The following is a 21,680-nucleotide window of genomic DNA, read 5'->3' as shown; positions in this document are numbered from 1 at the left end:
CCGGTTGACGTGGGCGAGCTGTGTGATGGGGGAAATCGGGTGTCGATGCAGGACGCGGACAGTGGGCCGCCGATGCGGGGGCGGGTCATGGGCGGGATGCAGAAGGTGATCCCCTCCCCACGGCAGCCGCTCCCGCTCGCCACGACCGAGCAGTCGCGCGGGCCCGCCGGGACGACGAAGAAGCCCACCCGGACGGCCGCGAAGCACGCCGCCATCCCGGGGCGCGGTGACCGCCGGCTCTACGCCATCGACGGGCTCCGTCTGCTCGCCGCCCTCGTCGTGGCCCTCCACCACTACGCCGGAACCTGGCGGGCGAACCAGCCGGGCAACGTGATCTGGGACCGGCCGGCCTCCGACATCATGCCGACCTGGTTCCGGTTCTCCGCGTACGGCTGGGTAGGCGTCGAGATCTTCTTCGTGATCAGCGGGTTCGTCATCTGTATGTCGTGCTGGGGGCGCACCCCTCGACAGTTCTTCACCTCCCGAGTGATCCGCCTCTACCCGGCGTACTGGTTCGGCATCATCTTCACCTCCGTGGCTCTGATGGTCATGCCCGGTGTGTGGCCGCGGCACCGGGCACGTGACATCCTGCTCAACTTCACGATGATGCAGTCCGGTTCGTTCGGCCCGAACGTCGACAACGTGTACTGGACGCTGTGGGCGGAGCTGCGCTTCTACCTGCTCTTCATGGCAGTCGTCGTGACCGGGCTGACGTACCGCAAGGTCGTGGTGTTCTGCTGCCTCTGGGGCGCCGCCGCGATGATCACGCCGGCGGCCGGCTTCCGCCCGGCGACGCTGATCGTCAACCCCGAGGGTGCCTGGTACTTCATCGCCGGCCTCGCCCTCTACCTCATGTACCGGTTCGGCCAGGACCTGTTGCTCTGGGGCATCCTCGCCCTGACCTGGCTGATGGGGCAGCGGGAACTGGGGCATCGCATCGACACCGTCGAACGGGTCTCCAGCTGGCGCGGAAGCACACTGATCTTCACCGTGTTCCTGCTGGTGATGGTCGCCGTCTCGCTCGGCTACACCGACCGTATCCGCTGGAAGTGGCTGGTCACGGCGGGTGCGTTGACCTACCCGTTCTATCTGATGCACTACCTGGTCGGTACGACGCTCATCAACCGGCTGCGCGACATCATGGACGCCCGGCTTCTGGTCGTCTCCGTCATCGCCGGCTTCCTCGCACTGAGCTGGCTGGTGCACAAGTTCGTGGAAGCGCCCCTGGCGCGGCTGATGAAACGCGGACTGGATACGTCGTTCGCGCGACTGCGCAACGCCTCGTCCGTGCCCTGACCGGCCGACGGCCGACCGCGCCCCCTCTACCGAAACCCCGGGTCACCCTCCTGGCCCGGGGTTTCCTCCTTCCGCCGAACTCCCGACGTGCTGCCGCCGCACTTCCGCCATGGCAGTTCAACCTGCGTGCACAGCAGGGGCGTTGACCCGCCCAGGGTGCGGCAGCAGAATGAGCCAGCGCGTTCGTGAGAGCGCTCTCAGACCAGCAGAGGAGACCCATGAACGGCAGAAACGGCAGGTCCGACAGAGAAGACGCGCCAGGTCCCGCGCTCAGCCGCCGGGCGCTCATCGGTGCCGCCGGCCTCGGCGCCGTCGCGCTCACGGCAGCCGGATCGGGCGTAGCGGGTGCCTCCAACTCCCTTACTGGCTACGGGAGTTCCGTCGCGCCCGCCGAGCGCCGCGCCCACTCCTTCCTCGCCGCCGCCATGGACGCCTACCCCGACCACGGCGACATCCGCCTCACTCAGAGCTACACCGACCAGGCGGGCCTGTTCAGCACGGCGTTCACCTACGACAACGCCCTCGCGGTACTCGCCCACCTCGCCACCCGCACCGAGGCCGGCCGGCGCCGGGCCGTCGCCCTCGGGGACGCACTGCTGTACGCGCAGTCGCACGACCCGGCGTACGACGACGGCAGGCTCCGGCAGGCCTACAACGTCGGGCCGTACGTCTTCTTCGACGGGGTCGCGCAGCCCGACGGGTTCGTGCGGGCCGACGGCACCGCCAACGTGGGTACGCAGTTCGGGTTCACCGGTACCGCCGTGGGCGACATGGCCTGGGCCGGGATCGCGCTCGCCGCGCTGGCCCGCCGGACCGGGAAGCGCCGCTTCGTCGACGGCGCCGTACGGATCGGCACCTGGATCCAGGTGAACGCCAGTACCGAACAGCCCCTGGGCGGCTACAAGTTCGGCGTCGACGGCGGCAACGCGAAACTGCCGTTCAGCTCGACCGAGCACAACACCGACCTGGTCGCCCTCTTCGGGCAACTCGCCCTGCTCACCGGGGACCCGGTGTGGCGGCAACGGCGGGCGACAGCGCGGGCGTTCGTCGAGAAGATGTGGGAGCCGGTCGGCACAGCGGGCGCCGGGTTCTTCTACACGGGCACCAACGACGGAGTGACCGTCAACAAGTCCCCGATCCCCGAGGACACCCAGACCTGGACCCACCTCGCCCTCAACTCCCGCAGATACTCGCGGTCGTTGGACTGGGCCGCCACCGAACTCGCCGTCCTGGACCGGGCCGACCGCACCAACAGCACGGTGCCCGCGGGACAGTCGTACGAGGGCGTCACCTTCAGCTCCGCGAGCCTGCTGGCGAACGAGGCCGCCCCCATCGCCGAGTTCCAGCCGAAGCCCGACCGCAACGGAGTCTGGTTCGAGGGGACCGCGCACCTCGCCCTCGCCCTCCGGGACCGCGCCGGACACGGCGACGAGGCGCGCGCCCACCGGCTGATCGCCTCCGCCGAGCGGGCCCAGGAACTCCTCGGCACGGGCCAGACCGTGGGCACCCTGGCCCTGCCCGAACGCGCCGGGGTCGTCTCGGCGAGCAGCCCCCTCGACACGGGCTTCGGCTTCGGCTACTACCCGTACCGCCACACGGGCGCCACCGCCTGGTACCTGCTGGCGGCGACCCGCACGAACCCCCTTCGCGCGTAGCGGCCCCGTCGGCCCGGCCGGGCAGACCGGGCCGTCCGCCGGGGGTACGGTGAACCGCCGTACCCCCGGCTACGCCGTCAGGCCGTCGCCGCGGCCGCCGCTCTGCCCGCCTGGCGGCCCGAGAACAGGCAGCCGCCGAGGAACGTGCCCTCCAGCGACCGGTATCCGTGGACGCCGCCGCCCCCGAAGCCCGCGACCTCGCCGGCCGCGTACAGACCGGGAACCGGCGTGCCGGTGGCGTCGAGGACGCGGCCCGACAGGTCGGTCTGGAGGCCGCCGAGTGTCTTACGGGTGAGGATGTTGAGGCGCACGGCGATCAGTGGTCCGGCCGAGGAGTCCAGGATCTTGTGGGCCGACGCCGTACGGCTGAGGACGTCACCGGGGTAGGAGAGGGCGTTGCGGATGCCCATCACCTGGGCGTCCTTGCTGTACGCGTTGTCGATCTCACGGTCCCGGGCCTCGATCTGGCGCTGGAGCGCGGCCAGGTCGATCAGGCTCGTGCCGGTCAGCTTGTTCATGCCCCGGACCAGCTCGGGCAGTGTGGTCGACACGACGAAGTCCTCGCCGTACTTCTTGAACCGTTCCAACGGCTCGGGCGTCTGCCAGGCGCGCGAGAGCAGCATCCAGACGTCCTTGTTGGTCAGATCAGGGTTCTGTTCGGATCCGGAGAGCGCGAACTCCTTCGCGAGGATCTTCTGGGTCGTCACGAACCACGAGTAGTCGTAGCCCGTGTCCATGATCGACTTGAGGGTGTGGAGGGTGTCGTAGCCCGGCATGTCGGGTGCGGAGAACCTCTTGCCGGTCGCGTCGAACCACATCGACGACGGGCCGGGCAGGATACGGATGCCGTGGTTGGCCCAGATCGGGTCGTAGTTCTTCAGACCCTCCGTGTAGTGCCACATCCGGTCCGGGTTGACGATCCGTCCGCCCGCCTGCTCGGTGATCCCGAGCATCCGTCCGTCCACGTGCGCGGGCACGCCCGTGATCATCGACTTGGGGGGAGTGCCCAGCCGGGCCGGCCAGTTCTGCCGTACGAGATCGTGGTTGGCGCCGATTCCGCCGGACGTCACGATCACCACCTCGGCGTTCAGCTCGAAGCTTCCGACCACCGTCCGTGAACTGGCCTTGCCGCGCGCCGCGGTGCTCGGTTCGAGAACCGCCCCGCGTACGCCGGTGACGGTGCCGTTCGTCCGGATCAGCTCGTCCACGCGATGGCGGTGCTTGAACGTCACCAGCCCGTTCGCCACCGCCGTCCGCACCTTCTTCTCGAACGGTTCCACCACGGCGGGACCCGTGCCCCAGGTGACGTGGAAGCGCGGTACGGAGTTGCCGTGGCCGTCCGCGAGGCCGCCGCCGCGCTCCGCCCAGCCGACGAACGGGAACCACTGCATGCCCAGGCCGGCCAGCCAGGCCCGCTTCTCACCGGACGCGAAGTCGACGTACGCCTGCGCCCACTTGTAACCCCAGTGGTCCTGGCCGAGCGGGTTGTCGATGTCCCGGTCGAAGCCGGCCGCGCCCTGCCAGTCCTGCCAGGCCAGGTCCTTGGAGTCCTTGACGCCCATCAGGCGCTGCTCGGCGGAGTCGACGAAGAACAGCCCGCCGAACGACCAGAAGGCCTGGCCACCCAGGTTGGACTCCGGTTCCTGGTCGAGGAGCAGCACCTTGCGGCCCGCGGCGGCGAGTTCGACCGTGGCGACCAGCCCGGCGAGCCCGTGGCCCACGACGATCGCGTCGGCCGACGTAACCGCCGCCGAGGCGGCGAACGCCGTGCCCGTCTGGGTGAGGGCGGTCGCGGCGACCGCGCCGCCTGCCAGCGTCAGTGCCCGGCGGCGGCTGACAGGGTCAGTCAAGTGCTCCATGGGGGTGCCTTCCGGGGGAGAGGACGTGCGGCGGGTGCGGGTGCGGGTGCGGGTGCGGGTGCGAGTGCCGATGCGGGGCCGGATGCGCGTGCACGGGCGTGTGGGCGCCCGTGAAAAGGGTGTGTCGGTGGCGAGCCTGGGGTTACCGTCGGTAGCGCTCAGGGAATCAGGTCGGAACGGCAGCGCGGTAGTAGCCGGGAACCAACGCGTCCGCCCCTCCGTTGTGTGTCGGCGACACCGCACCGACGCGAAGGGGGAGGCCCATGACGGCCCTCACCGACGTCAGCGACCTCAGCGAGCGCCCCGAGCGGCGGCCCAAGAGGCGGCCTGAGCGGTCCGAACGGTCCGAGCGCGAGACCGTCGCCGAGGTGCTGCGCGCCATGGCGGCGGACGCGGGTGTCCAGAGCGAACTCGTGCGTGCGGCCCGCAAGCACTCCCCGGAGGTGGCCCGGCTCGCCGAGGCGGAAACCCTCTGGCACGTCACCGCCATGATCAACGCGGCCGGCGCCTGGCTGGGTGCGGATACGGATACGCATACAGAGGACAGCGACGAACAGGGCGTCGACGCCCAGGACTTCGCCGCCGCCCTGTTGCTCGGCGCCGACCGGGCCGGGCAGGGCGTCCCGATGACCGCCGTACTGCGCGGAGTTCAGGCCGCCCACACCCGCGCCGTCGAGATCACCGTCGACCGCTGCCGCTCGGCCGGGGTGCCCGACGCCGCCCTGCTCTCCGCCGTCCTGCGCCTCAAGGACTACGGCGACGCCCTGCAACGGCACGTCGTCCACGGGTACCGCGTCGCCGAGGGGGACAACCCGCACGAGCTGGGGGAGAGCCGGGCGCGGCTGCTGCGCCGGCTCCTCGTCGAAGGTGAACCGCCGCCTGACGCCGAGGAGTTGGCGGCGGCCGGGCTGCGCCGGGACGCCGTACGCCACCTTCTGGTCGCCGACCCGGGGGGCGAGCCCGCCCGCACCCGGCGGCTGGCCCACCGCCTCGCCGCCCTGCGCGGCTGTCACTTCGGCACACTCGACGGACGGCTGGTGGGCCTGTACCCGCGACTGCCGGCGGGCGAGACGATCGGGGAGGGGGGCGGGGACGCGGAGTCGGAGGAGGAAAAAGGCGCGGGCGTGGGCGGCGGGGCGTTCGTCGTGGTGTCGCCCGCCGTCCCGCTGGACGACCTCCGGGCCACGTACGGCCTCTGCGTCCGCGCCCTGGACCTCGACGGGCAGGCGGCGGCGCCGTCACCGTACGGACGCCACGGTGTGTACGAACTCACCGAACTGGCCGCCGAGATCGCCCTCGCCGACCAGCCCCTCCTGGGTGCCTGGCTCAGTGCCCGTCTCCTCGCCGACCTCGATCCACGGGACGACTTCCACCGTCAGATCGCGGTCACCGCGCTGGCGTTCCTCGACCACGGCCGCCGCCTCGACCGGACGGCGGCTACCCTGTTCACCCACCCCAACACCGTCCGCTATCGCCTCGCCCGACTCCAGCAGCTCACCGGTGAGTCACTGACGGACGATCTCCCAGGCATTGTCTCCGGGCCATTGGGTAGCGTGCACTGGTGGTGGGCGCTGCGGACATGGTTGGGGCCAGGCTCCGACCAATAGCCGTAGGGTGTCGAAGCCGTAGGGTGTTATGGATAAGAGACGTACTCAATGCGTACTTAATACATCCTTACTGTAAACAGATAGCATCCGACCGCGATGGTGTACGTCGGCGGCCGGAACGAGGTGGGTCTGGTGGGTGGCATGGCGGTGGAACCGCGTATCGCGGTGGCCGTGGTGACCATGGGAAACCGGCCCGTCGCGCTCAACGCGCTGCTGGAGTCGATCGCCAAGCAGGACCTCGCCCCCGACCGCATCGTGCTCGTCGGCAACGGCTGTCCACTGCCCGAACTCCCCGGCCTCTCCGGTGAGGTCACCACCATCGAGGTCGACGAGAACCTCGGCTGCCCGGGCGGCCGGAACGTGGCCCTGGCCCGGCTGCGTGAGTTCGGCGACATCGACGTCGTGGTCGACCTGGACGACGACGGTCTGCTCATCGACCCCGATGTACTCACCCGCGTACGGGACCTGTACGCCGCCGACCCCCGCCTCGGCATCGTCGGCTTCCGGATCGCCGACGAGAACGGCGTGACCCAGCGCCGGCACGTCCCCCGGCCCGGCGCGGGCGACCCGATGCTCGGCGGGTACGTCACCCAGTTCCTCGGCGGCGGCCACGCCCTGCGCATGGAGATGCTCGACCAGACCGGCGACTGGCCCGCCGCCTTCTTCTTCGCCCACGAGGAGACCGACCTCGCCTGGCGGGCCGTCGACGCGGGCTGGAAGATCCTCTACGAACCGCGTCTCCTGCTGCGTCACCCCAGCACCTCGCCCGCCCGGCACGCCATCTACCACCGGGTCACCGCCCGCAACCGCGTCTGGCTGGTCCGCCGCAGGCTCCCGCTGCCGCTGATCCCGGTACACCTGGCCGTGTGGATCGCGATCACCGTCCTGCGCGGCGGCTCCACACGCACGCTGCGAGCCTGGTTCGCCGGCTTCGTGGAGGGCCTGCGCGAACCGGCCGGCGAACGCCGCCCGATGCGTTGGCGCACGGTGTGGACACTGACCAGGCTGGGCCGCCCGCCCATCCTGTGAACCGGGTGACCAGAGGCTCTCCGAGAGCCCTTTCGGCAAGCCCGCCGCACACGCCACGCGATACGAGGGCCCCGGTCGTCACCTCTGGCGACCCGGGCCCTCTCGCGTATCCGGACCCGGCCGCGACGGCGACACTCCCCCGAGCTGCGCGACATACGCGCGCACCCTCGGGCCGGCTCCGTTGAGGTGATCACATCAGGCCACGCCAACAGATCGCTAACATGGGAAGCGGTTGGCGGACGAGAGGGCAGTGAGGCGACGACATGCGGTGCGGTCTGCGGTTCGGACTGCTCGGCGCGCCCGTCCTCTATGACGGCCACGCCCCCAACGGCCTTGCGCGAGAGGGAATCCAGCCGATCCCCGCCCCTGTTCCGGGTCAGCCGATCGGCAGCGTCAAGGTACGGACGCTGCTCGCCGCCCTGCTCCTCGAACCCGGCCGGGTCGTCCCGGTCGAGACGCTCAAGGACGCGCTGTGGGGCGGGGCGCCGCCGGCGTCCGCGCAGGCCTCGCTGCACAACCACGTGGCCCGGCTGCGCCGCCTCCTCGACGATCCGGCCCGGCTGCGAGCGGTGCCGCCCGGCTATCTGCTGCGGGTCGGCCCGGGCGAGCTCGACGTGCACGTCTTCCACGCCCACGTCGAACGGGCGCGGGCCGCCCACGCCAACCAGGACTGGCAGCGCGTCCTGACCGAGTGCGCGTCGGCCCTCGCACTGTGGCGCGGCGCCCCACTGACCGGCCTCCCGCCCGAGACCTTCGGCTACGCGTTCACTCAGCGCCTCACGGAGGCCCGTCTCCTCCTGCTGGAATGGCGCTACGACGCCGAGCTGTACGTCGGCGGCCCCCGACTTGCCTCCCTGGTACCGGAGTTGACGGCCCTGACGGCCGAACACCCGCTGCGCGAGTCCTACCACCGCCAGCTGATGCTCACCCTCCACCGCACCGGCCGCCGAGCCGAGTCCCTCGCCGTCCACCGCGACCTGCGCAACCGCCTCCTCGAAGAACTGGGCGTGGAACCGGGCCCGGCGATCCGCGCGGCCCACATGGAGGTACTGAGGCTGCCGGGGGACGCGGTGCCTCCGGCGACCACAGCGGATACGACGGGGCCGACAAAACCGGGCAGCCCCGCCGCTCCGGCCGGACCAGCTGACCCAGCGCGTCCTGTGCGGTCGAGGGGCCCCCGGGGGCTGACGGCACATGGGGTCCCGGGCGGAGTCGTGCTGCCCACCGCCCTCGCGATTACCACTGACCTCAAGCTCCCCTACGTCCCCGCACAGCCGACGTCGGGTTCGACCCCACGGCCGGCCCCCGCCCCCACGCCGCGACGCGGGCCGTCGGCAGCACAGACCTCCGCGCCGTCACCATCCCCCGCCCCATCACCGCCCTCCGCGCCGACATCGCACCCCATCCCCACCCCGACCCTGCCTCCCGTGCCCCGCCCTGCTCAACTTCCGCCACCTCCGGCCCACTTCACGGGCCGTACCGCCGTCGCGGACGACCTGCGCCGGATCCTGGCCCCGCAGGTGCGCCCCCGGTCCGAGGGTGCGGCCGGTGCCCCCGTGGTCGTGGTCCACGGGATGCCCGGCGTGGGCAAGAGTGCCCTGGCACTGCACGTCGCCCACGCCCTTCGGGAGCGCTTCCCGGACGGGCAGCTCTACGTCGACCTCCACGGCGGCACCGCCGACGTGCCCCCGCTCGCTCCCGCCCAGGCACTTGCCGCGCTGCTGCGCGACCTCGGCGCCGATCCACGCCGTGTCCCCGAACACCCGGACGGGGCAGCCGCGTTACTGCGTTCCCTCCTCGCCCCGACCCGCACCCTGCTGGTCCTGGACGATGCCGAAGGGGCCGCGCAGCTAAGGCCGTTGCTTCCGGCGGGCCCCGGCTGCGCGGTGATCGTCACCAGCCGTTCCCCGCTGACCGCCCTCGACGGCGCCCACCGCTTCCCCCTCGCCTCCCTGACCGGCGCGGAGAGTGCCGAGTTGCTGCGCGCGGTCTCCGGGCGCGGTGGCCTCGACGCCGACCACCCCCTCGTCGAACTCACCGGCCGCCTCCCGCTCGCCCTGCGCGCGGTCGCAGCCCGGCTCGCCGCCCGCCGGGCCCTCACTCCGGACATGGCCGCCGCTCAACTGGCCGCAGGAGAAAGCAGGTTGCCGTATCTGGAGTACGACGACCTGAGCGTCCGCCGTTCCCTGGCCGGCGCCCACGACGCGCTGAGTGTCTCCGCCCGCGAGACCGACCGGGACGCGGCCCTCGTCCTGCTCCGCATCGGCGCCCTGGACCTCCCCACGTACGACGCCCCGCTCCTGGCCCGCCTCACCGCGACCGACGAACGCCGGGCCGGGGCGGCCCTGGACCGCCTCGTCGACGTATCCCTCGTGGAGGAGACCGCGTACGGCCGGTACGCACCCCACGACCTGGTCAGGGACTTCGCCCGTGAACTGGCCGCGGCCGAGGCGGCGACCGGCGACCCGACGACCGGCGAAACACCGACGCCCGGCCAGGGTTGACGCGCGTCACTTGGCGTCGGCGTAACACTCCACCACCGCCGTACTGAACGGAAACCGCACCGGCGTCTCGCCGAACGTCAGCCTCCCCGCCAGCTCCGCCGCCTCCCGGATCGCCGCCACGACCGTCTGAGCCTCCTCCTCGGGACAGTGCACGATCACCTCGTCGTGCTGGAAGAAGACCAGCTCGGCAGCCATCCCCGCACAGCTCCGGCGCAGCGCGGCGAGCAGCAGCAGGGTCCAGTCGGCCGCGCTGCCCTGGACGACGAAGTTGCGCGCGAAGCGGCCCCGGGCACGGGAGTTGGAGGAGGCGTACCCCGGCACCCACTCCTGCGCCCCCGCCCCTGCCCCGCCCGCGCTCCCGGCGGTGTCGACGCCGCCCTCGTCCTCCGGGAGCGGGATGCCGGCCTCCTCCGCCGAGTCGTCGGCGGTGTCGGCCCGCACCGCCGGGGGGCACGTACGCCCCAGCCAGGTCCGCACGAGCCGCCCCTCCTCTCCCGCGCGGGCGGCGTCGTCCACGTACGCCACCGCCTTCGGAAACCGGCGTCTGAGCGCGGCGAGGTTCTTGAGGCCGTCCCCGGAGGTCTGCCCGTACACCGCGCCCAGCACGGCGAGCTTGGCCTGCTCCCGGTCGCCGGAGAACGCGCGGTCGGAGACGGACTGGTAGAGGTCGCTCTCCCGCCCCGCGACCTCCATCAGCCCGGGGTCGCGCGAGATCGCGGCGAGGACGCGCGGCTCCATCTGGTCGGCGTCGGCGACGACGAGCCGCCATCCAGGGTCGGCGACCACGGCGCGCCGGATCACCTTGGGGATCTGCAGCCCGCCCCCGCCGTTGGTGACCCAGCGCCCGGTGACCGTCCCGCCCGCGAGGAACTCGGGCCTGAACCGCCCGTCCCGGACCCAGTCCTGGAGCCAGGACCAGCCGTGCGCGACCCAGATGCGGTACAGCTTCTTGTACTCGATCAGCGGCTTCACGGCCGGATGGTCGATGCTCTGGATCTCCCATCTCCTCGTGGACCGCACCTTGATCCCGGCCTGCGCGAAGGCCTTGACGACATCGGCGGGCAGATCGGGCCGCACCCTGCGCCCGAACGCCGCCGACACCTCGTCCGCCAGCTCGGCGAGCCGCCGGGGCTCACCCCCGCCCGCGTACCGCTCGCCCAGCAGTTCATGGAGGAGGTCCCGGTGGACGTCCGCGCGCCACGGCAGCCCCGCCGCGTTCATCTCGGCGGCCACCAGCATCCCCGCCGACTCGGCGGCCGTCAGCAGCCGCATCCGGTCCGGGTGCGCGGCCCGGTCGTGCCGCCGCTGCTGGTCGGCGTACACCTCCAGCAGGTCGGCCAGGGGCACGTGCACCGGCCCCGGTTCGAAGAGCGGCGACTGCGCGCCGGGTTCGGCGGACCGCTGCGGCGGATCCGGCGGTACGGGACCACCGCGCAGCCGGGCGAGGGCCGCCGCCGCCGACCGGGGCTCACCGAGCCGCCCCTCGTGGCCGAGCAGAATCGTCTCGGCGTCCTCGATGTCGTAGCACCGCTCGACTCGCACCCCCGTGGCGAGCAGTCGCGGATAGACATCGGGGGTGGACCGCCACACCCAGCGTGTGACATCGGGCCGGTCACGGACGGCCGCGCCGAGATCCGCCTCCCGCCGCACCGGCCCGGCGGGCAGCCCACCGGGGCCGAGGGGGGCGATCTCCACACCGCCGTCCTCGGCCGGAGCGAGCGCCCACCGCTCGGCCGTCTCCGCCACGCCTGCCATGCCCGTGAGTCTGGCAGGAGGGTCTGACAACGCCTGTGACCAGCGCGTTCAGCTCTGCCTTCCGGATTCGCCCGTCAGCTCGGCTGCTCGCCCTGTTCCTCGAACTCGACCTTGATCTTGGCGAGGGCCGCGGTGATGTTCTCCTCCGCCGCCGGCTTGGTGAGGCCGAGGCCGGACAGGAGCCCCTCGCCGTTCTCGAACTCCAGCAGCGCCAGCAGGACGTGCTCGGTACCGACGTAGTTGTGGCCCAGGCGCAGGGCCTCGCGGAAGGTGAGTTCGAGGGACTTCTTCGTGTCGGAGTCGAAGGGGATGAGGGCGGGGACACTCTCGGCGGGTGCCGGCAGACCCGCGGTCGCGGCCTCGCGCACGGTGTCCAGGGAGACACCCTGCGCGGTGATCGCCTTCGCCCCGAGACCCTCCGGTTCGGCGATGAGACCGAGGACCAGGTGTCCGATGCGGATCTGGTCGTTGCCGGCGGACTTGGCCTCCTCCTGGGAGACGACCACCACGTTCCTGGCCCGTGGCGTGAAGCGGTTGAAGCCCTGGCTCGGGTCGAGATCCGACTCGCCCTTCGGCACGAACCGCTTCTGCGCGGCCTGCCGGGTGACACCCATGCTCCTGCCGATGTCGGTCCAGGAGGCACCGGAACGGCGTGCCTGGTCCACGAAGTGCCCGATCAGATGGTCGGCCACGTCGCCGAGGTGATCGGCGGCGAGCATCGCGTCCTGGAGCTGGTCGAGGGCGTCGGTGTGGACTTTCTTGATCGCCTCGATGAGGTCGTCGAGGCGTACGGAGGCCCGTACGGGCTGATGGCTCGTCATGTGTCAACCCTAGGTTGGCAGCAACAGGACTGTCAACCCGAAGTTGACAGTCGGTGTCGACGGCATCGAACGACGCCATGAAACGATCGACGGGTGACCAGCAGCACCCCCCTCCCGCCCGACCCGCCCGGCACGGTCGAGCGCGCCTTCGAGGCCGCCCTGTACGCCGACACGGACACCTCCCTCGACACGGGCGCGTCCCTGCTCGCAGCCGACCCGGCCGCCGACGCCGAACTCGCCCGGCGCGGCGCGGAGTTCGTGGCGTCGGCCTGGCGCCGGGGCTGGCAGCCGGCTGACGTCGTACGTCTCGTGCGGCGCGAGCTGGACGACGTACACGTACGCCTGGTGTCGGCGCTGATCACCGCCCAGGCACCGGACGACCGGGCCCGGGGCCCCCGCTGGACGGAACAGCTGGCCGAGCTGGCCGCGACCCCCGCCCCACCGCGCGCGGACCGCTTCACGCACGCGACGACGGTCCTGGAGCTGTACCGCCTGCTGCTGGGGCTGCCGACCCTCGAGTCCCTCGACGAGCAACCGACGCCACCGGGGAAGAGCGCCCGCCGGACGCATCCGGAATCCCGCATGCTGCCGCGTATCCGCGCGCTGCTGGCGAAGGCGGAGGCGACCGGGTTCCCCGAGGAGGCCGAGGCGCTGAGCGCGAAGGCCCAGGAACTGATGGCCCGGCACAGCATCGACGAGGCCCTGCTCGCGGCCGGCGCCCCGGCGGCCGACGCCCCGCGCGCGCGGCGCCTCGGTGTGGACGCTCCGTACGAGGAGGCCAAGGCGATCCTCCTGCACGCCGTGGCCGACGCGAACCGCTGCCGCGCGGTGTGGAACGAGGCGCTGGGCTTCTCCACGGTGGTGGGCTTCGAACCCGACCTGGAGGCGGTGGAACTCCTGTACACGTCCCTGCTGGTCCAGGCCACGACCGCGATGACCAAGGCGGAGGCGGCGCAACGGGCCAAGGGCCGCAACCGGACGAAGACCTTCCGGCAGTCCTTCCTGGCGGCCTACGCCCACAAGACGGGCACCCGACTGGCGGAAACGGCGGCGGCGGAAACGGCGGACGCCGCGGCGGCGACCCAGACCGCCGCCGCCCTGCTCCCGGTCCTGGCCACCCGGGACCTGGCGGTCACCGCCCACCTGGACCAGATGTTCCCCACGACCACGACAACCCGCCTACGGGGCATCACGGACGAGGCAGGCTGGACAGAGGGCACCGCAGCAGCCGACCGAGCCCAACTACGAACCCGCCCCCGCCTGCACTACTGACGAGGCCCAATGGAGCGCCCGCCCTCGCCTGCGTGACTGACGGGGGCCCAATGGTGCGTCCGCGCGGCCGACTGGCGGGAGTCCGATGGGTGCCCGTTTCCCGTGGCCGACTGTCGGGGCGCACCTGCGGGTCTGCCTTCACGCTGGGCGACTGACCCGATGCCAGTGGGATGGCCGCCTTCGTCCGCGTGACTGACGAGGCCCAATGGAGCGCCCGCCCTCGCCTGCGTGACTGACGGGGGCCCAATGGTGCGTCCGCGCGGCCGACTGGCGGGAGTCCGATGGGTGCCCGTTTCCCGTGGCCGACTGTCGGGGCGCACCTGCGGGTCTGCCTTCACGCTGGGCGACTGACCCGATGCCAGTGGGATGGCCGCCTTCGTCCGCGTGACTGACGAGGCCCAATGGGAGGCCTGCGTCCGCGTGGCTGACTGGCGGGAGTCCGATGGGTGCCCGTTTCCCGTGGCCGACTGTCGGGGCGCACCTGCGGGTCTGCCTTCACGCTGGCGATCGACCCGGGCCCAATTACGGGCCCGCCCCCGGCTGCGCGACCGACCCGAGCCCAATGGGGCGCCCATCCGGTCCGCACGACCTACCCGATCCTCAGGACCCCAGCCCCGCCGTCGGCAGCCCCGACGGCAGCGAGCCGCCCTGCGCCTTCGTGTACGTCTCGGTGCCGAGGCTGCCGGTCCAGGTGACCTTCATCGACGTCTTGTCGACGGAGGTGACCATCCCCGAGGCCCGGTCCTTGCTCTTGTCGCTGCACGTGAGGTGGATCATCTGCATCCCCGCCTCCTTGCCCGCCGTACCGCTGCACACGTTCCCGCCGGTGGCGAACAGCCCGGCCTTCGCCCCGGTGATCACCAGCGCCACGGCACTGCCCTTGCTGGTGGTCAGCCAGCTGCCCGCCAACTGACTGTCCGCGGCCGGCGAGTCGCTACCACCGCTCGCGTCCCCCGAACCCGCGGACGAGCCCGAGGACGACTCCGACGAGCCCGACGAGGAATCCGCGCCGGAACTCGGACTCGCCGACCCGTCGCCGGACCCCCCGTCGCCACTGCACCCGGTCAGCGCGAGCGCGGCAGCCACCGCGACCACCGACGCCACACCAGCCCTGCGCGTCAGCACGCGCGCGTACGTCACCGAAGTCACCGGAAGCTCCCAAGCAGTCAGCCGCTGTGCGTTAGCCGTGAGCAGCGGCCATCGGGGCCGCACGACCGCAGCAAGCTACCAGGGTTCCTTGTCAGCGGATGAGGAGGCCGGAGTCCGCGGCCCCCCGGCCCGGGGGAGCATCTCACCAGGACGACTTGCGCACCCCCGGAAGGAACCCGGCATGCGCCTGCTCCCGCAGACCGACCCGGGAGAGTCCGAACGCCCGGAAGTACCCGCGGGGCCGCCCGTCCACCTGGTCCCGGTTGCGCACGCGCGTGGCGCTCGCGTCACGCGGCTGCCGTTCCAGCTCCCGCCGGGCCGCCGCCCGCTCCGCGTCCGTCGAGGCCGGCCGCCGGACGATCTCCTTCAGCTCGGCCCGCCGCAACGCGTACCGGGCGACGATCTCCTGCCGCTTCTCGTTCTTCGCGATCTTGCTTTTCTTCGCCATGTCGCTCCTGTCTCCCTGTCCTTTGTCCCCGGTCCTCGCAGGCCATCTCGGGCCGTCTCAGGCCCTCTCAGACCCTCAGACCTTGACCCCACGGGCCCGAATCCGGGCCACCGCCGCCTCGACGCCGATCGTGTCGACGGTCTTGATCCCCTTCGTGCTCAACCGCAGCCGGACGTTCCTGCCCTCACTGGGCAGCCAGTACCGCTTGGACTGGATGTTGGGGTTGAAGCGACGGGACGTACGCCGGTGGGAGTGGCTGATGTTGTTGCCGAAGCCCGGCTGGGCGCCGGTCAGCATGCAGTGGGCGGACAAGGTGACGCACCTCTCTCGGTCGAGTTATGCAAATGGAAGTCGTTTTCAGTAAGATACCAGCATGGCTCGCAACGAACTCCGGCCGGTCGTCAAGCTCCGGTCCACGGCCGGGACCGGCTTCACCTACGTCACCCGCAAGAACCGCCGCAACGACCCGGACCGTATGACCCTGCGCAAGTACGACCCGGTCGCCCGCCGCCACGTCGACTTCCGAGAGGAGCGCTGATCAGCCGCCATGCGTGAAGGAATCCACCCGGCGTACGGGCCCGTCGTCTTCCGCGACCGGGCCGCGAACCACGCCTTCCTCACCCAGTCCACGATGACCAGCGAGAAGACGATCGACTGGGAGGACGGCAACACCTACCCCGTCGTCGACGTCGAGATCTCGAACATCAGCCACCCCTTCTACACCGGCACGGCCCGCGTCCTGGACACGGCCGGCCGCGTGGAGCGCTTCGAGCGCCGGTACGGCAAGAACCACTAGCAAGGACTGAGGGAACACACGTGCAGGTGCATGAGCACGGGCCCTCCGGGGCTCACGAACTCTCCGTGGCGATCGTCGGCGGGCTGCACGCCGACGCCCGCAAGGCGACCGTGGCGCGGCTGCTCGCCGACGTCCCCGGCAGTGTCGTACTCCACCACGACCTCGCCACGGCCGTGGCCGGCACGGTCGTCCGGACCGTCAGCGACGCCACCGGGATCCTCTCCGCGGGTGAGGCGCCCCTGGTCAATGACTGTGCGTGCTGTGCCCTGCGCGAGGACCTCGTGCCGGAGCTGCGGCGGCTCGCGGACGCCGGGCTGACCCGGCTGGCGATCGTCGAACTGTGGGACTCCGTCGAGCCCAAGGCGATGGCCGAGGTGGTGACGTCCGGCGGCCTCACGGTCACCGGCGTCATCACGGCCGTCGACCCGGCGCTGCTGCTGCCGTACCTCGGCAACGGCGACGACCTGGCCGAAGGCGGCCTCGCCGCCGCGGCCACCGACCAGCGGACGGTCGCGGACACCTTCGCCCGCCAGCTGGAGTACGCCACCGTCCTCGCCCTCGTCGACTCCCCGGAGGCCGACGACGAGGACCGCGAGCTGCTCGCGCAGCTGCACCCGACTGCCCGCCAGGTCCCGGTCATGGGCGGCCACCCACGGGACCTGGCGGGCGCCCCCGACGCCGCCGACGGGAGCGCGGCCCCGCTCTCGGCTCTCGCCTCCGCCGCGCTGGCCGGATTCGATGTCGAGGCCGCCGCCGCTGCCCAGCACCCGGCGTGCGCGCTGCTGCCCGCCGAGGCCGACGCGCACGGCGTGTCCACCTTCGTGTGGCACCGGCGCCGCCCCTTCCACCCGGAGCGGCTGTACGAGGCGCTGGAGGACCTGACCTGCGCCGCCGCGCGCAGCCGGGGCCGGTTCTGGCTCGCCGACCACCCCGACACGCTGCTCCACTGGGACGCGGCGGGCGGCGCGCTGTGCGTGGAGAGCGCCGGCCCCTGGCTCGCCTCGCTCCCGGACGCGGCCTGGGACATGGTCGAGCCCGTACGCCGGGCCGCCGCCGCCCTCGACTGGCACCCCGAGCACGGCGACTGCTGCCAGCACCTGGTGTTCACGTCCCCCGGCCTTGACCGCGACGGACTCGAACAGCTCCTGGAGTCCTGCCTGCTCACCGACGCCGAGTACGCCGGCGGACGCACCGCCTGGAAGCGCCTGCCGCCCGCCTTCGACACCCTCCTGGAGGTCTGACCCCGCCATGGCCCGCAAAATCGAACGCAAGCCCCTCAAGGCTCGGCCCAACCCGCTGGACGCGGCCAAGATCACGTACATCGACTACAAGGACACCGACCTGTTGCGGAAGTTCATCTCCGACCGCGGCAAGATCCGCAGCCGCCGGGTCACCCGGGTCTCGGCCCAGCAGCAGCGGCTGCTCGCCCGCGCGATCAAGAACGCCAGGGAGATGGCACTCCTGCCGTACGTGTCCCGGTAGCCGAGCGTGCCCTTGCCCGACCCTGGTCCGACCCCGCCCCCGCCGCCCCCACCCCCGCACCCCCGTCTCCGTGGTCCCAGGAGGCGGGGGTGCGGCGTGCGGGGGAACGCGCGGGGGCGTGCGTGCGTCAAGGTGAGTAGCGGAGTGAACACCCCGCGTGCACGTGCATCTGCTTGTGCGTATGCCTGTGCATAAGCCCCTGCATCTGTCCACGCGTCTGCACGTGAACAGAGTTATGATCCGGCACAGTTGACCATTGCACCATTGGCCTCTTCAGCCAGTGCACCACCAGGGAGCGACCTGTGGACCACGACGTGTACGGCGTTGGCGCGGCCGATGACTCCGGCGTGTACAACGGCATGGCCGCCGCGCGGCTGGAGGTCGCCTGGCAGAAGAGCCGGCACAGCAACTCGCAGGGCTCCTGCGTCGAGTTCGCGAGACTGCCCGGCGGTGAGGTGGCGGTACGCAACTCGCGCTTCCCCGACGGCCCGGCGCTCGTCTACACGCGCGCGGAGATCGAGGCGATGCTCCTGGGCATCAAGGACGGCGAGTTCGACCACCTGACGGCGAGCTGACCGTCCTGCGGTCAACTCGCCCCAGGATCAAGGCGAACAAGCGCGCAAGGTGCAAGGCGTACAAGCTGTGCAGGTCACGCGGGTCACCTCGGCCACTCCGGGCACCGCGACGCGCGTAGAAACCCGGCGCGAAGAAACACCGCGGTGCCTCACTCGGCGGAGTGCAGTCCGAACAGCGCCCAGACGACCTTGCCGCCCAGCGCGCCCGAGAGCGGATGCCAGCCCCAGCTGTCGCTGAACGAGTCGACGAGGAACAGGCCGCGCCCCGACTCGGCCGAGAAGTCCTCCGAGAACTCCTCGGCGTCGTACGCCACCGGACACTCCCGGCTGGGATCGCGCACCGCGCACACCAGCCGCTCGGTCCAGCGCATCAGATGCAGCCGTACGGGCGGCTCCTGGGCCGACGCGTGCGGGGGATCCGTGGGCAGCGCGTGCCGGAGGGCGTTGGTGACCAGCTCGGAGACGACCAGGCAGACATCGTCGAAGCGGTCCCCGATGTCCCACTGCGCGAGTGTTCTGCGGCTGAACTGCCGCGCTTCGCGCACAGCTTCGAAGCGGGCGGGCAGAGCGCACGACGCCGCGTTGGACACGGTCGAGGGATCCAGTGGCGGAAGCCCCTGCCTTAACGGCTCGAGCATGGTCGATCCATTCGTCCCCATGCGAGGCACTCCCGGGAGATCGCGGTCGTTGCGATGCAGTCATTGCGATGCAGCGGTGGCGCGAGACCATGGTTTCCGATGCTCACGGCGGATGCAAGGGCAGATGCACGTGCACGTGCCCCAATTGGACCCTCCCGTACCGCTTCTTGGTCATTTTTTCCGCCAACTTTTCACCTGTGGCCGGTCTTCCCCTTGCCTCTTCCTGTGCGTACGCTCTGACGTCTTCCCATTTGAGTAACCGGACGAGTACTGCTCGGAGTGATTTAGTGGCAGACTGCGGCCCCTGGAGAGGTTGGGGAGGGTGACGAACGTGAGCGCGGGAGAGCCGGGATCGGTGGTGCGGCGCATGCTGCTCGGATCGCACCTGAGGCGACTGCGTGAGGCGCGGGGCATCACGCGAGAGGCGGCGGGTTACTCGATCCGCGCGTCCGAATCGAAGATCAGTCGTATGGAGCTGGGCCGGGTGAGCTTCAAGACACGGGACGTCGAAGACCTGCTGACGCTCTACGGCATCAACGACGAGGCCGAGCGCGACGCTCTCCTCTCGCTGGCCAGGGAGGCCAACGTCGCGGGCTGGTGGCACAGTTACTCGGACGTCCTGCCCAACTGGTTCCCCACCTACGTGGGTCTGGAGGGCGCGGCATCCCTGATCCGCGCCTACGAGGTGCAGTTCGTGCACGGTCTGCTGCAGACCGAGGCGTATGCGCGTGCGGTCGTCGGCCGCGGTATGAAGGGCGCGAGCCCCGCCGACATCGAGCGTCGCGTCGCACTGCGCATGGAGCGCCAGAAGTACCTCCAGTCCACCGGCGGCCCGGAGTTCCACGTCGTCCTCGACGAGGCGGCGCTGCGCCGGCCGTACGGCGACCGCGAGGTGATGCGCGGTCAGCTCCAGCACCTGATCGAGATCTCCGAGCGGCCCAACGTACGGCTGCAGATCATGCCGTTCGGCTTCGGCGGGCACTCGGGCGAGAGCGGCGCGTTCACGATCCTGAGCTTCCCGGAGTCCGACCTGTCCGACGTGATCTTCCTGGAGCAGCTCACCAGCGCGCTGTACCTGGACAAGGCGGAGGACGTCAGCCAGTACGAGACGGCGATGAAGGAACTCCAGCAGGACAGCCCCGGGCCGGACGAGAGCCGTGACCTGCTCAGGGGCCTGCTGCAACTCTCGTAACCGGGTTCCCTGATACCCCCCAACTCCCTTCGGCCGCACGTACGATGACGTGCGATCAGACCGTGATACGGGATTGAGGGATTGAGGGATCACATGTCAGCGCCCGAGTACTACTTCACCGATCTCGCGCAGCAGTACATAGGCGGTGAGTGGCGCCCGGGCACGGGCTCCTGGGACATCATCGACTTCAACCCGTACGACGGTGAGAAGCTCGCCTCGATCACGATCGCCACGGTGGACGAGGTCGACGAGGCGTACCGAGCCGCCGCCGCGGCCCAGAAGGAGTGGGCGGCGACCAGCCCGTACGCCCGCCGCGCGGTCTTCGAGAAGGCCCTGCGCATCATCGAGGACCGGGAGCGGGAGATCGCCGGCGCGATCATCGCCGAGCTCGGCGGTACGCACCTCAAGGCCGGCTTCGAACTGCACCTCGCAAAGGAGTTCCTGCGCGAGTCGATCCGTCTGGCGCTGACCCCCGAGGGCCAGATCATTCCCTCGCCGGTCGAGGGCAAGGAGAACCGCGTCTACCGCGTCCCGGTGGGTGTGGTGGGTGTGATCAGCCCGTTCAACTTCCCGTTCCTCCTCTCCCTGAAGTCGGTCGCCCCCGCGCTGGCGCTCGGCAACGGCGTCGTCCTCAAGCCGCACCAGGACACCCCGGTCGTCGGCGGCTCCCTGGTCGCGAAGATCTTCGAGGACGCGGGCCTGCCGCCCGGCCTGCTGAACGTCGTGATCACGGACATCGCCGAGATCGGCGACGCGTTCCTGGAGCACCCGATCCCCAAGGTGATCTCCTTCACCGGCTCGGACGCGGTCGGCCGTCATGTCGCCGCCGTCTGCGCCCCCCTCTTCAAGAACGTGGTCCTCGAACTGGGCGGCAACAGCGCCCTGGTGGTCCTGGACGACGCGGACATCGACTACGCGGTCGACGCGGCGGTGTTCAGCCGGTACGTCCATCAGGGCCAGGTCTGCATGGCCGCGAACCGGATCCTGGTGGACCGGCGAATCGCCGACGAGTTCACCGAGAAGTTCGTGACCAAGGTGCGGTCCCTGAAGGTGGGCGACCCGAGCGACCCCGAGACGGTCATCGGCCCGCTGATCAACTCCTCCCAGGCGGAGGCGCTTTCGGGCCTGGTGAGACGCGCGCTGGCGGAGGGCGCGACGGCACTCCTGCACGGCAGGACGACGGACAACCTCGTCGAGCCGTCGGTGCTGACCGACCTTCCCACCGACTCGCCCCTCCTCCACCAGGAGATCTTCGGTCCGGTGGCCCTCCTCGTCCCCTTCGACGGCGAGGAGGAGGCGGTCCGTCTCGTCAACGACACCCCGTACGGCCTCAGCGGCGCCGTCCACACGGCCGACGTGGAACGCGGCATCGCCTTCGCCAAGCAGATCGACACGGGCATGTTCCACGTCAACGACGGCACGGTCCACGACGAGCCCCTGGTCGCCTTCGGCGGCGAGAAGTCCTCGGGCATCGGCCGCCTGAACGGCGATGCGACGGTGGAGGCCTTCACCACCCAGAAGTGGATCTCGGTGCAGCACGGGCGGAGCTTCTTCCCCTTCTAGGAAAGTTCCAGAAGTTCTTCTGGGACCCGGGGCTTGCGG

At 71.0% G+C, this 21,680-nt stretch carries 20 protein-coding genes; 13 read left to right on the top strand and 7 right to left on the bottom strand.

Going from position 1 to position 21,680, the window contains the following annotated elements; all coding sequences use genetic code 11:
* Positions 1 to 45: 45 nt before the first annotated feature.
* Positions 46 to 1,296, top strand: coding sequence for an acyltransferase family protein (locus tag STRTUCAR8_RS14685; RefSeq protein ID WP_100247554.1), 1,251 nt, complete (start codon positions 46 to 48; stop codon positions 1,294 to 1,296).
* Between the two features lie 218 nt (positions 1,297 to 1,514).
* Entirely contained in the window at positions 1,515 to 2,951 is a 1,437-nt protein-coding gene (locus STRTUCAR8_RS14680; RefSeq protein WP_006376571.1) for a hypothetical protein, read from the top strand.
* A 77-nt stretch (positions 2,952 to 3,028) separates the two neighbouring features.
* On the opposite strand, the gene STRTUCAR8_RS14675 is transcribed toward STRTUCAR8_RS14680, so the two are convergent.
* Positions 3,029 to 4,810: an FAD-binding dehydrogenase gene (locus STRTUCAR8_RS14675; protein ID WP_006376574.1), complete on the bottom strand. Its 1,782-nt coding sequence runs from the start codon at positions 4,808 to 4,810 to the stop codon at positions 3,029 to 3,031.
* Positions 4,811 to 5,073: 263 nt separating this feature from the next.
* Here STRTUCAR8_RS14675 and STRTUCAR8_RS14670 point away from each other — a divergent pair, with 263 nt between their 5' ends.
* From STRTUCAR8_RS14670 to STRTUCAR8_RS49670, 3 genes are all read left to right on the top strand, one after another.
* Positions 5,074 to 6,417 (top strand): helix-turn-helix domain-containing protein, encoded by a 1,344-nt coding sequence (locus STRTUCAR8_RS14670; protein ID WP_006376564.1) that lies wholly within the window; start codon positions 5,074 to 5,076, stop codon positions 6,415 to 6,417.
* A gap of 96 nt (positions 6,418 to 6,513) precedes the next feature.
* On the top strand, positions 6,514 to 7,446 hold the full coding sequence (locus STRTUCAR8_RS14665; protein ID WP_006376560.1) for a glycosyltransferase family 2 protein: 933 nt from the start codon (positions 6,514 to 6,516) through the stop codon (positions 7,444 to 7,446).
* A gap of 263 nt (positions 7,447 to 7,709) precedes the next feature.
* The gene (locus STRTUCAR8_RS49670; RefSeq protein ID WP_006376538.1) at positions 7,710 to 9,950 is read left to right on the top strand and encodes an AfsR/SARP family transcriptional regulator; all 2,241 of its coding nucleotides are present in this window, start codon (positions 7,710 to 7,712) and stop codon (positions 9,948 to 9,950) included.
* Positions 9,951 to 9,956: 6 nt separating this feature from the next.
* Here STRTUCAR8_RS49670 and STRTUCAR8_RS14655 read toward each other — a convergent pair whose 3' ends face one another.
* Both STRTUCAR8_RS14655 and STRTUCAR8_RS14650 read right to left on the bottom strand, forming a co-directional pair.
* Entirely contained in the window at positions 9,957 to 11,705 is a 1,749-nt protein-coding gene (locus STRTUCAR8_RS14655; RefSeq protein ID WP_044472211.1) for a bifunctional 3'-5' exonuclease/DNA polymerase, read from the bottom strand.
* Between the two features lie 74 nt (positions 11,706 to 11,779).
* On the bottom strand, positions 11,780 to 12,526 hold the full coding sequence (locus tag STRTUCAR8_RS14650) for a Clp protease N-terminal domain-containing protein (protein WP_006376519.1): 747 nt from the start codon (positions 12,524 to 12,526) through the stop codon (positions 11,780 to 11,782).
* 93 nt (positions 12,527 to 12,619) lie between these two features.
* Between STRTUCAR8_RS14650 and STRTUCAR8_RS14645 the strand changes: the two genes are divergently transcribed.
* The gene (locus tag STRTUCAR8_RS14645; RefSeq protein ID WP_006376580.1) at positions 12,620 to 13,798 is read left to right on the top strand and encodes a DUF2786 domain-containing protein; all 1,179 of its coding nucleotides are present in this window, start codon (positions 12,620 to 12,622) and stop codon (positions 13,796 to 13,798) included.
* A 600-nt stretch (positions 13,799 to 14,398) separates the two neighbouring features.
* Here STRTUCAR8_RS14645 and STRTUCAR8_RS14640 read toward each other — a convergent pair.
* The 3 genes from STRTUCAR8_RS14640 to rpmB all read right to left on the bottom strand — a co-directional run bounded on the left by STRTUCAR8_RS14640 (position 14,399) and on the right by rpmB (position 15,707).
* The gene (locus STRTUCAR8_RS14640; protein WP_006376551.1) at positions 14,399 to 14,947 is read right to left on the bottom strand and encodes a hypothetical protein; all 549 of its coding nucleotides are present in this window, start codon (positions 14,945 to 14,947) and stop codon (positions 14,399 to 14,401) included.
* A 142-nt stretch (positions 14,948 to 15,089) separates the two neighbouring features.
* Positions 15,090 to 15,395, bottom strand: coding sequence for a 30S ribosomal protein S14 (gene rpsN / locus STRTUCAR8_RS14635; RefSeq protein WP_006376556.1), 306 nt, complete (start codon positions 15,393 to 15,395; stop codon positions 15,090 to 15,092).
* A gap of 75 nt (positions 15,396 to 15,470) precedes the next feature.
* Positions 15,471 to 15,707 (bottom strand): 50S ribosomal protein L28, encoded by a 237-nt coding sequence (gene rpmB, locus STRTUCAR8_RS14630; RefSeq protein ID WP_006376581.1) that lies wholly within the window; start codon positions 15,705 to 15,707, stop codon positions 15,471 to 15,473.
* Between the two features lie 61 nt (positions 15,708 to 15,768).
* Between rpmB and rpmG the strand changes: the two genes are divergently transcribed.
* From rpmG to STRTUCAR8_RS14605, 5 genes are all read left to right on the top strand, one after another.
* Positions 15,769 to 15,933, top strand: a complete 165-nt coding sequence (rpmG, locus tag STRTUCAR8_RS14625) for a 50S ribosomal protein L33 (RefSeq protein WP_006376523.1) — start codon at positions 15,769 to 15,771, stop codon at positions 15,931 to 15,933.
* 9 nt (positions 15,934 to 15,942) lie between these two features.
* A complete protein-coding gene (locus STRTUCAR8_RS14620; RefSeq protein ID WP_006376554.1) occupies positions 15,943 to 16,191 on the top strand; it encodes a type B 50S ribosomal protein L31 in 249 nt (82 codons plus the stop codon).
* A gap of 26 nt (positions 16,192 to 16,217) precedes the next feature.
* Positions 16,218 to 17,432 carry a CobW family GTP-binding protein gene (locus STRTUCAR8_RS14615; RefSeq protein WP_006376540.1) on the top strand — a complete coding sequence of 405 codons (1,215 nt, stop codon included), beginning with the start codon at positions 16,218 to 16,220 and terminating at the stop codon, positions 17,430 to 17,432.
* Between the two features lie 7 nt (positions 17,433 to 17,439).
* Positions 17,440 to 17,673, top strand: coding sequence for a 30S ribosomal protein S18 (gene rpsR / locus STRTUCAR8_RS14610; protein WP_006376563.1), 234 nt, complete (start codon positions 17,440 to 17,442; stop codon positions 17,671 to 17,673).
* Positions 17,674 to 17,975: 302 nt separating this feature from the next.
* Positions 17,976 to 18,248: a DUF397 domain-containing protein gene (locus tag STRTUCAR8_RS14605; protein ID WP_006376583.1), complete on the top strand. Its 273-nt coding sequence runs from the start codon at positions 17,976 to 17,978 to the stop codon at positions 18,246 to 18,248.
* A 149-nt stretch (positions 18,249 to 18,397) separates the two neighbouring features.
* Here STRTUCAR8_RS14605 and STRTUCAR8_RS14600 read toward each other — a convergent pair whose 3' ends face one another.
* On the bottom strand, positions 18,398 to 18,907 hold the full coding sequence (locus tag STRTUCAR8_RS14600; protein WP_078507199.1) for an ATP-binding protein: 510 nt from the start codon (positions 18,905 to 18,907) through the stop codon (positions 18,398 to 18,400).
* A 346-nt stretch (positions 18,908 to 19,253) separates the two neighbouring features.
* Between STRTUCAR8_RS14600 and STRTUCAR8_RS14595 the strand changes: the two genes are divergently transcribed.
* Positions 19,254 to 20,078 (top strand): helix-turn-helix domain-containing protein, encoded by an 825-nt coding sequence (locus tag STRTUCAR8_RS14595; protein ID WP_044472220.1) that lies wholly within the window; start codon positions 19,254 to 19,256, stop codon positions 20,076 to 20,078.
* Between the two features lie 93 nt (positions 20,079 to 20,171).
* Positions 20,172 to 21,641, top strand: a complete 1,470-nt coding sequence (locus STRTUCAR8_RS14590) for an aldehyde dehydrogenase family protein (RefSeq protein ID WP_006376557.1) — start codon at positions 20,172 to 20,174, stop codon at positions 21,639 to 21,641.
* Positions 21,642 to 21,680 lie beyond the last annotated feature (39 nt).

The organism is Streptomyces turgidiscabies Car8, assembly GCF_000331005.1.
Taxonomy (GTDB): Bacteria; Actinomycetota; Actinomycetes; order Streptomycetales; family Streptomycetaceae; genus Streptomyces; species Streptomyces turgidiscabies.
The sequence above is the reverse complement of the archived record's forward strand: the minus strand, read 5'-3'. Positions and strand labels throughout refer to the sequence as shown.

Bases quoted from the DNA above. Each gene is read 5' to 3' on its own strand.
- STRTUCAR8_RS14675 (WP_006376574.1), bottom strand. From the start codon at position 4,810: ATGGAGCACTTGACTGACCCTGTCAGCCGCCGCCGGGCACTGACGCTG.
- STRTUCAR8_RS14685 (WP_100247554.1), top strand. From the start codon at position 46: ATGCAGGACGCGGACAGTGGGCCGCCGATGCGGGGGCGGGTCATGGGC.
- STRTUCAR8_RS49670 (WP_006376538.1), top strand. From the start codon at position 7,710: ATGCGGTGCGGTCTGCGGTTCGGACTGCTCGGCGCGCCCGTCCTCTAT.
- rpsN (WP_006376556.1), bottom strand. From the start codon at position 15,395: ATGGCGAAGAAAAGCAAGATCGCGAAGAACGAGAAGCGGCAGGAGATC.
- STRTUCAR8_RS14650 (WP_006376519.1), bottom strand. From the start codon at position 12,526: ATGACGAGCCATCAGCCCGTACGGGCCTCCGTACGCCTCGACGACCTC.
- STRTUCAR8_RS14665 (WP_006376560.1), top strand. From the start codon at position 6,514: ATGGTGTACGTCGGCGGCCGGAACGAGGTGGGTCTGGTGGGTGGCATG.
- rpsR (WP_006376563.1), top strand. From the start codon at position 17,440: ATGGCCCGCAAAATCGAACGCAAGCCCCTCAAGGCTCGGCCCAACCCG.
- STRTUCAR8_RS14595 (WP_044472220.1), top strand. From the start codon at position 19,254: ATGCTGCTCGGATCGCACCTGAGGCGACTGCGTGAGGCGCGGGGCATC.
- STRTUCAR8_RS14600 (WP_078507199.1), bottom strand. From the start codon at position 18,907: ATGGGGACGAATGGATCGACCATGCTCGAGCCGTTAAGGCAGGGGCTT.
- STRTUCAR8_RS14680 (WP_006376571.1), top strand. From the start codon at position 1,515: ATGAACGGCAGAAACGGCAGGTCCGACAGAGAAGACGCGCCAGGTCCC.
- STRTUCAR8_RS14670 (WP_006376564.1), top strand. From the start codon at position 5,074: ATGACGGCCCTCACCGACGTCAGCGACCTCAGCGAGCGCCCCGAGCGG.
- STRTUCAR8_RS14590 (WP_006376557.1), top strand. From the start codon at position 20,172: ATGTCAGCGCCCGAGTACTACTTCACCGATCTCGCGCAGCAGTACATA.
- rpmG (WP_006376523.1), top strand. From the start codon at position 15,769: ATGGCTCGCAACGAACTCCGGCCGGTCGTCAAGCTCCGGTCCACGGCC.
- STRTUCAR8_RS14620 (WP_006376554.1), top strand. From the start codon at position 15,943: ATGCGTGAAGGAATCCACCCGGCGTACGGGCCCGTCGTCTTCCGCGAC.
- STRTUCAR8_RS14655 (WP_044472211.1), bottom strand. From the start codon at position 11,705: ATGGCAGGCGTGGCGGAGACGGCCGAGCGGTGGGCGCTCGCTCCGGCC.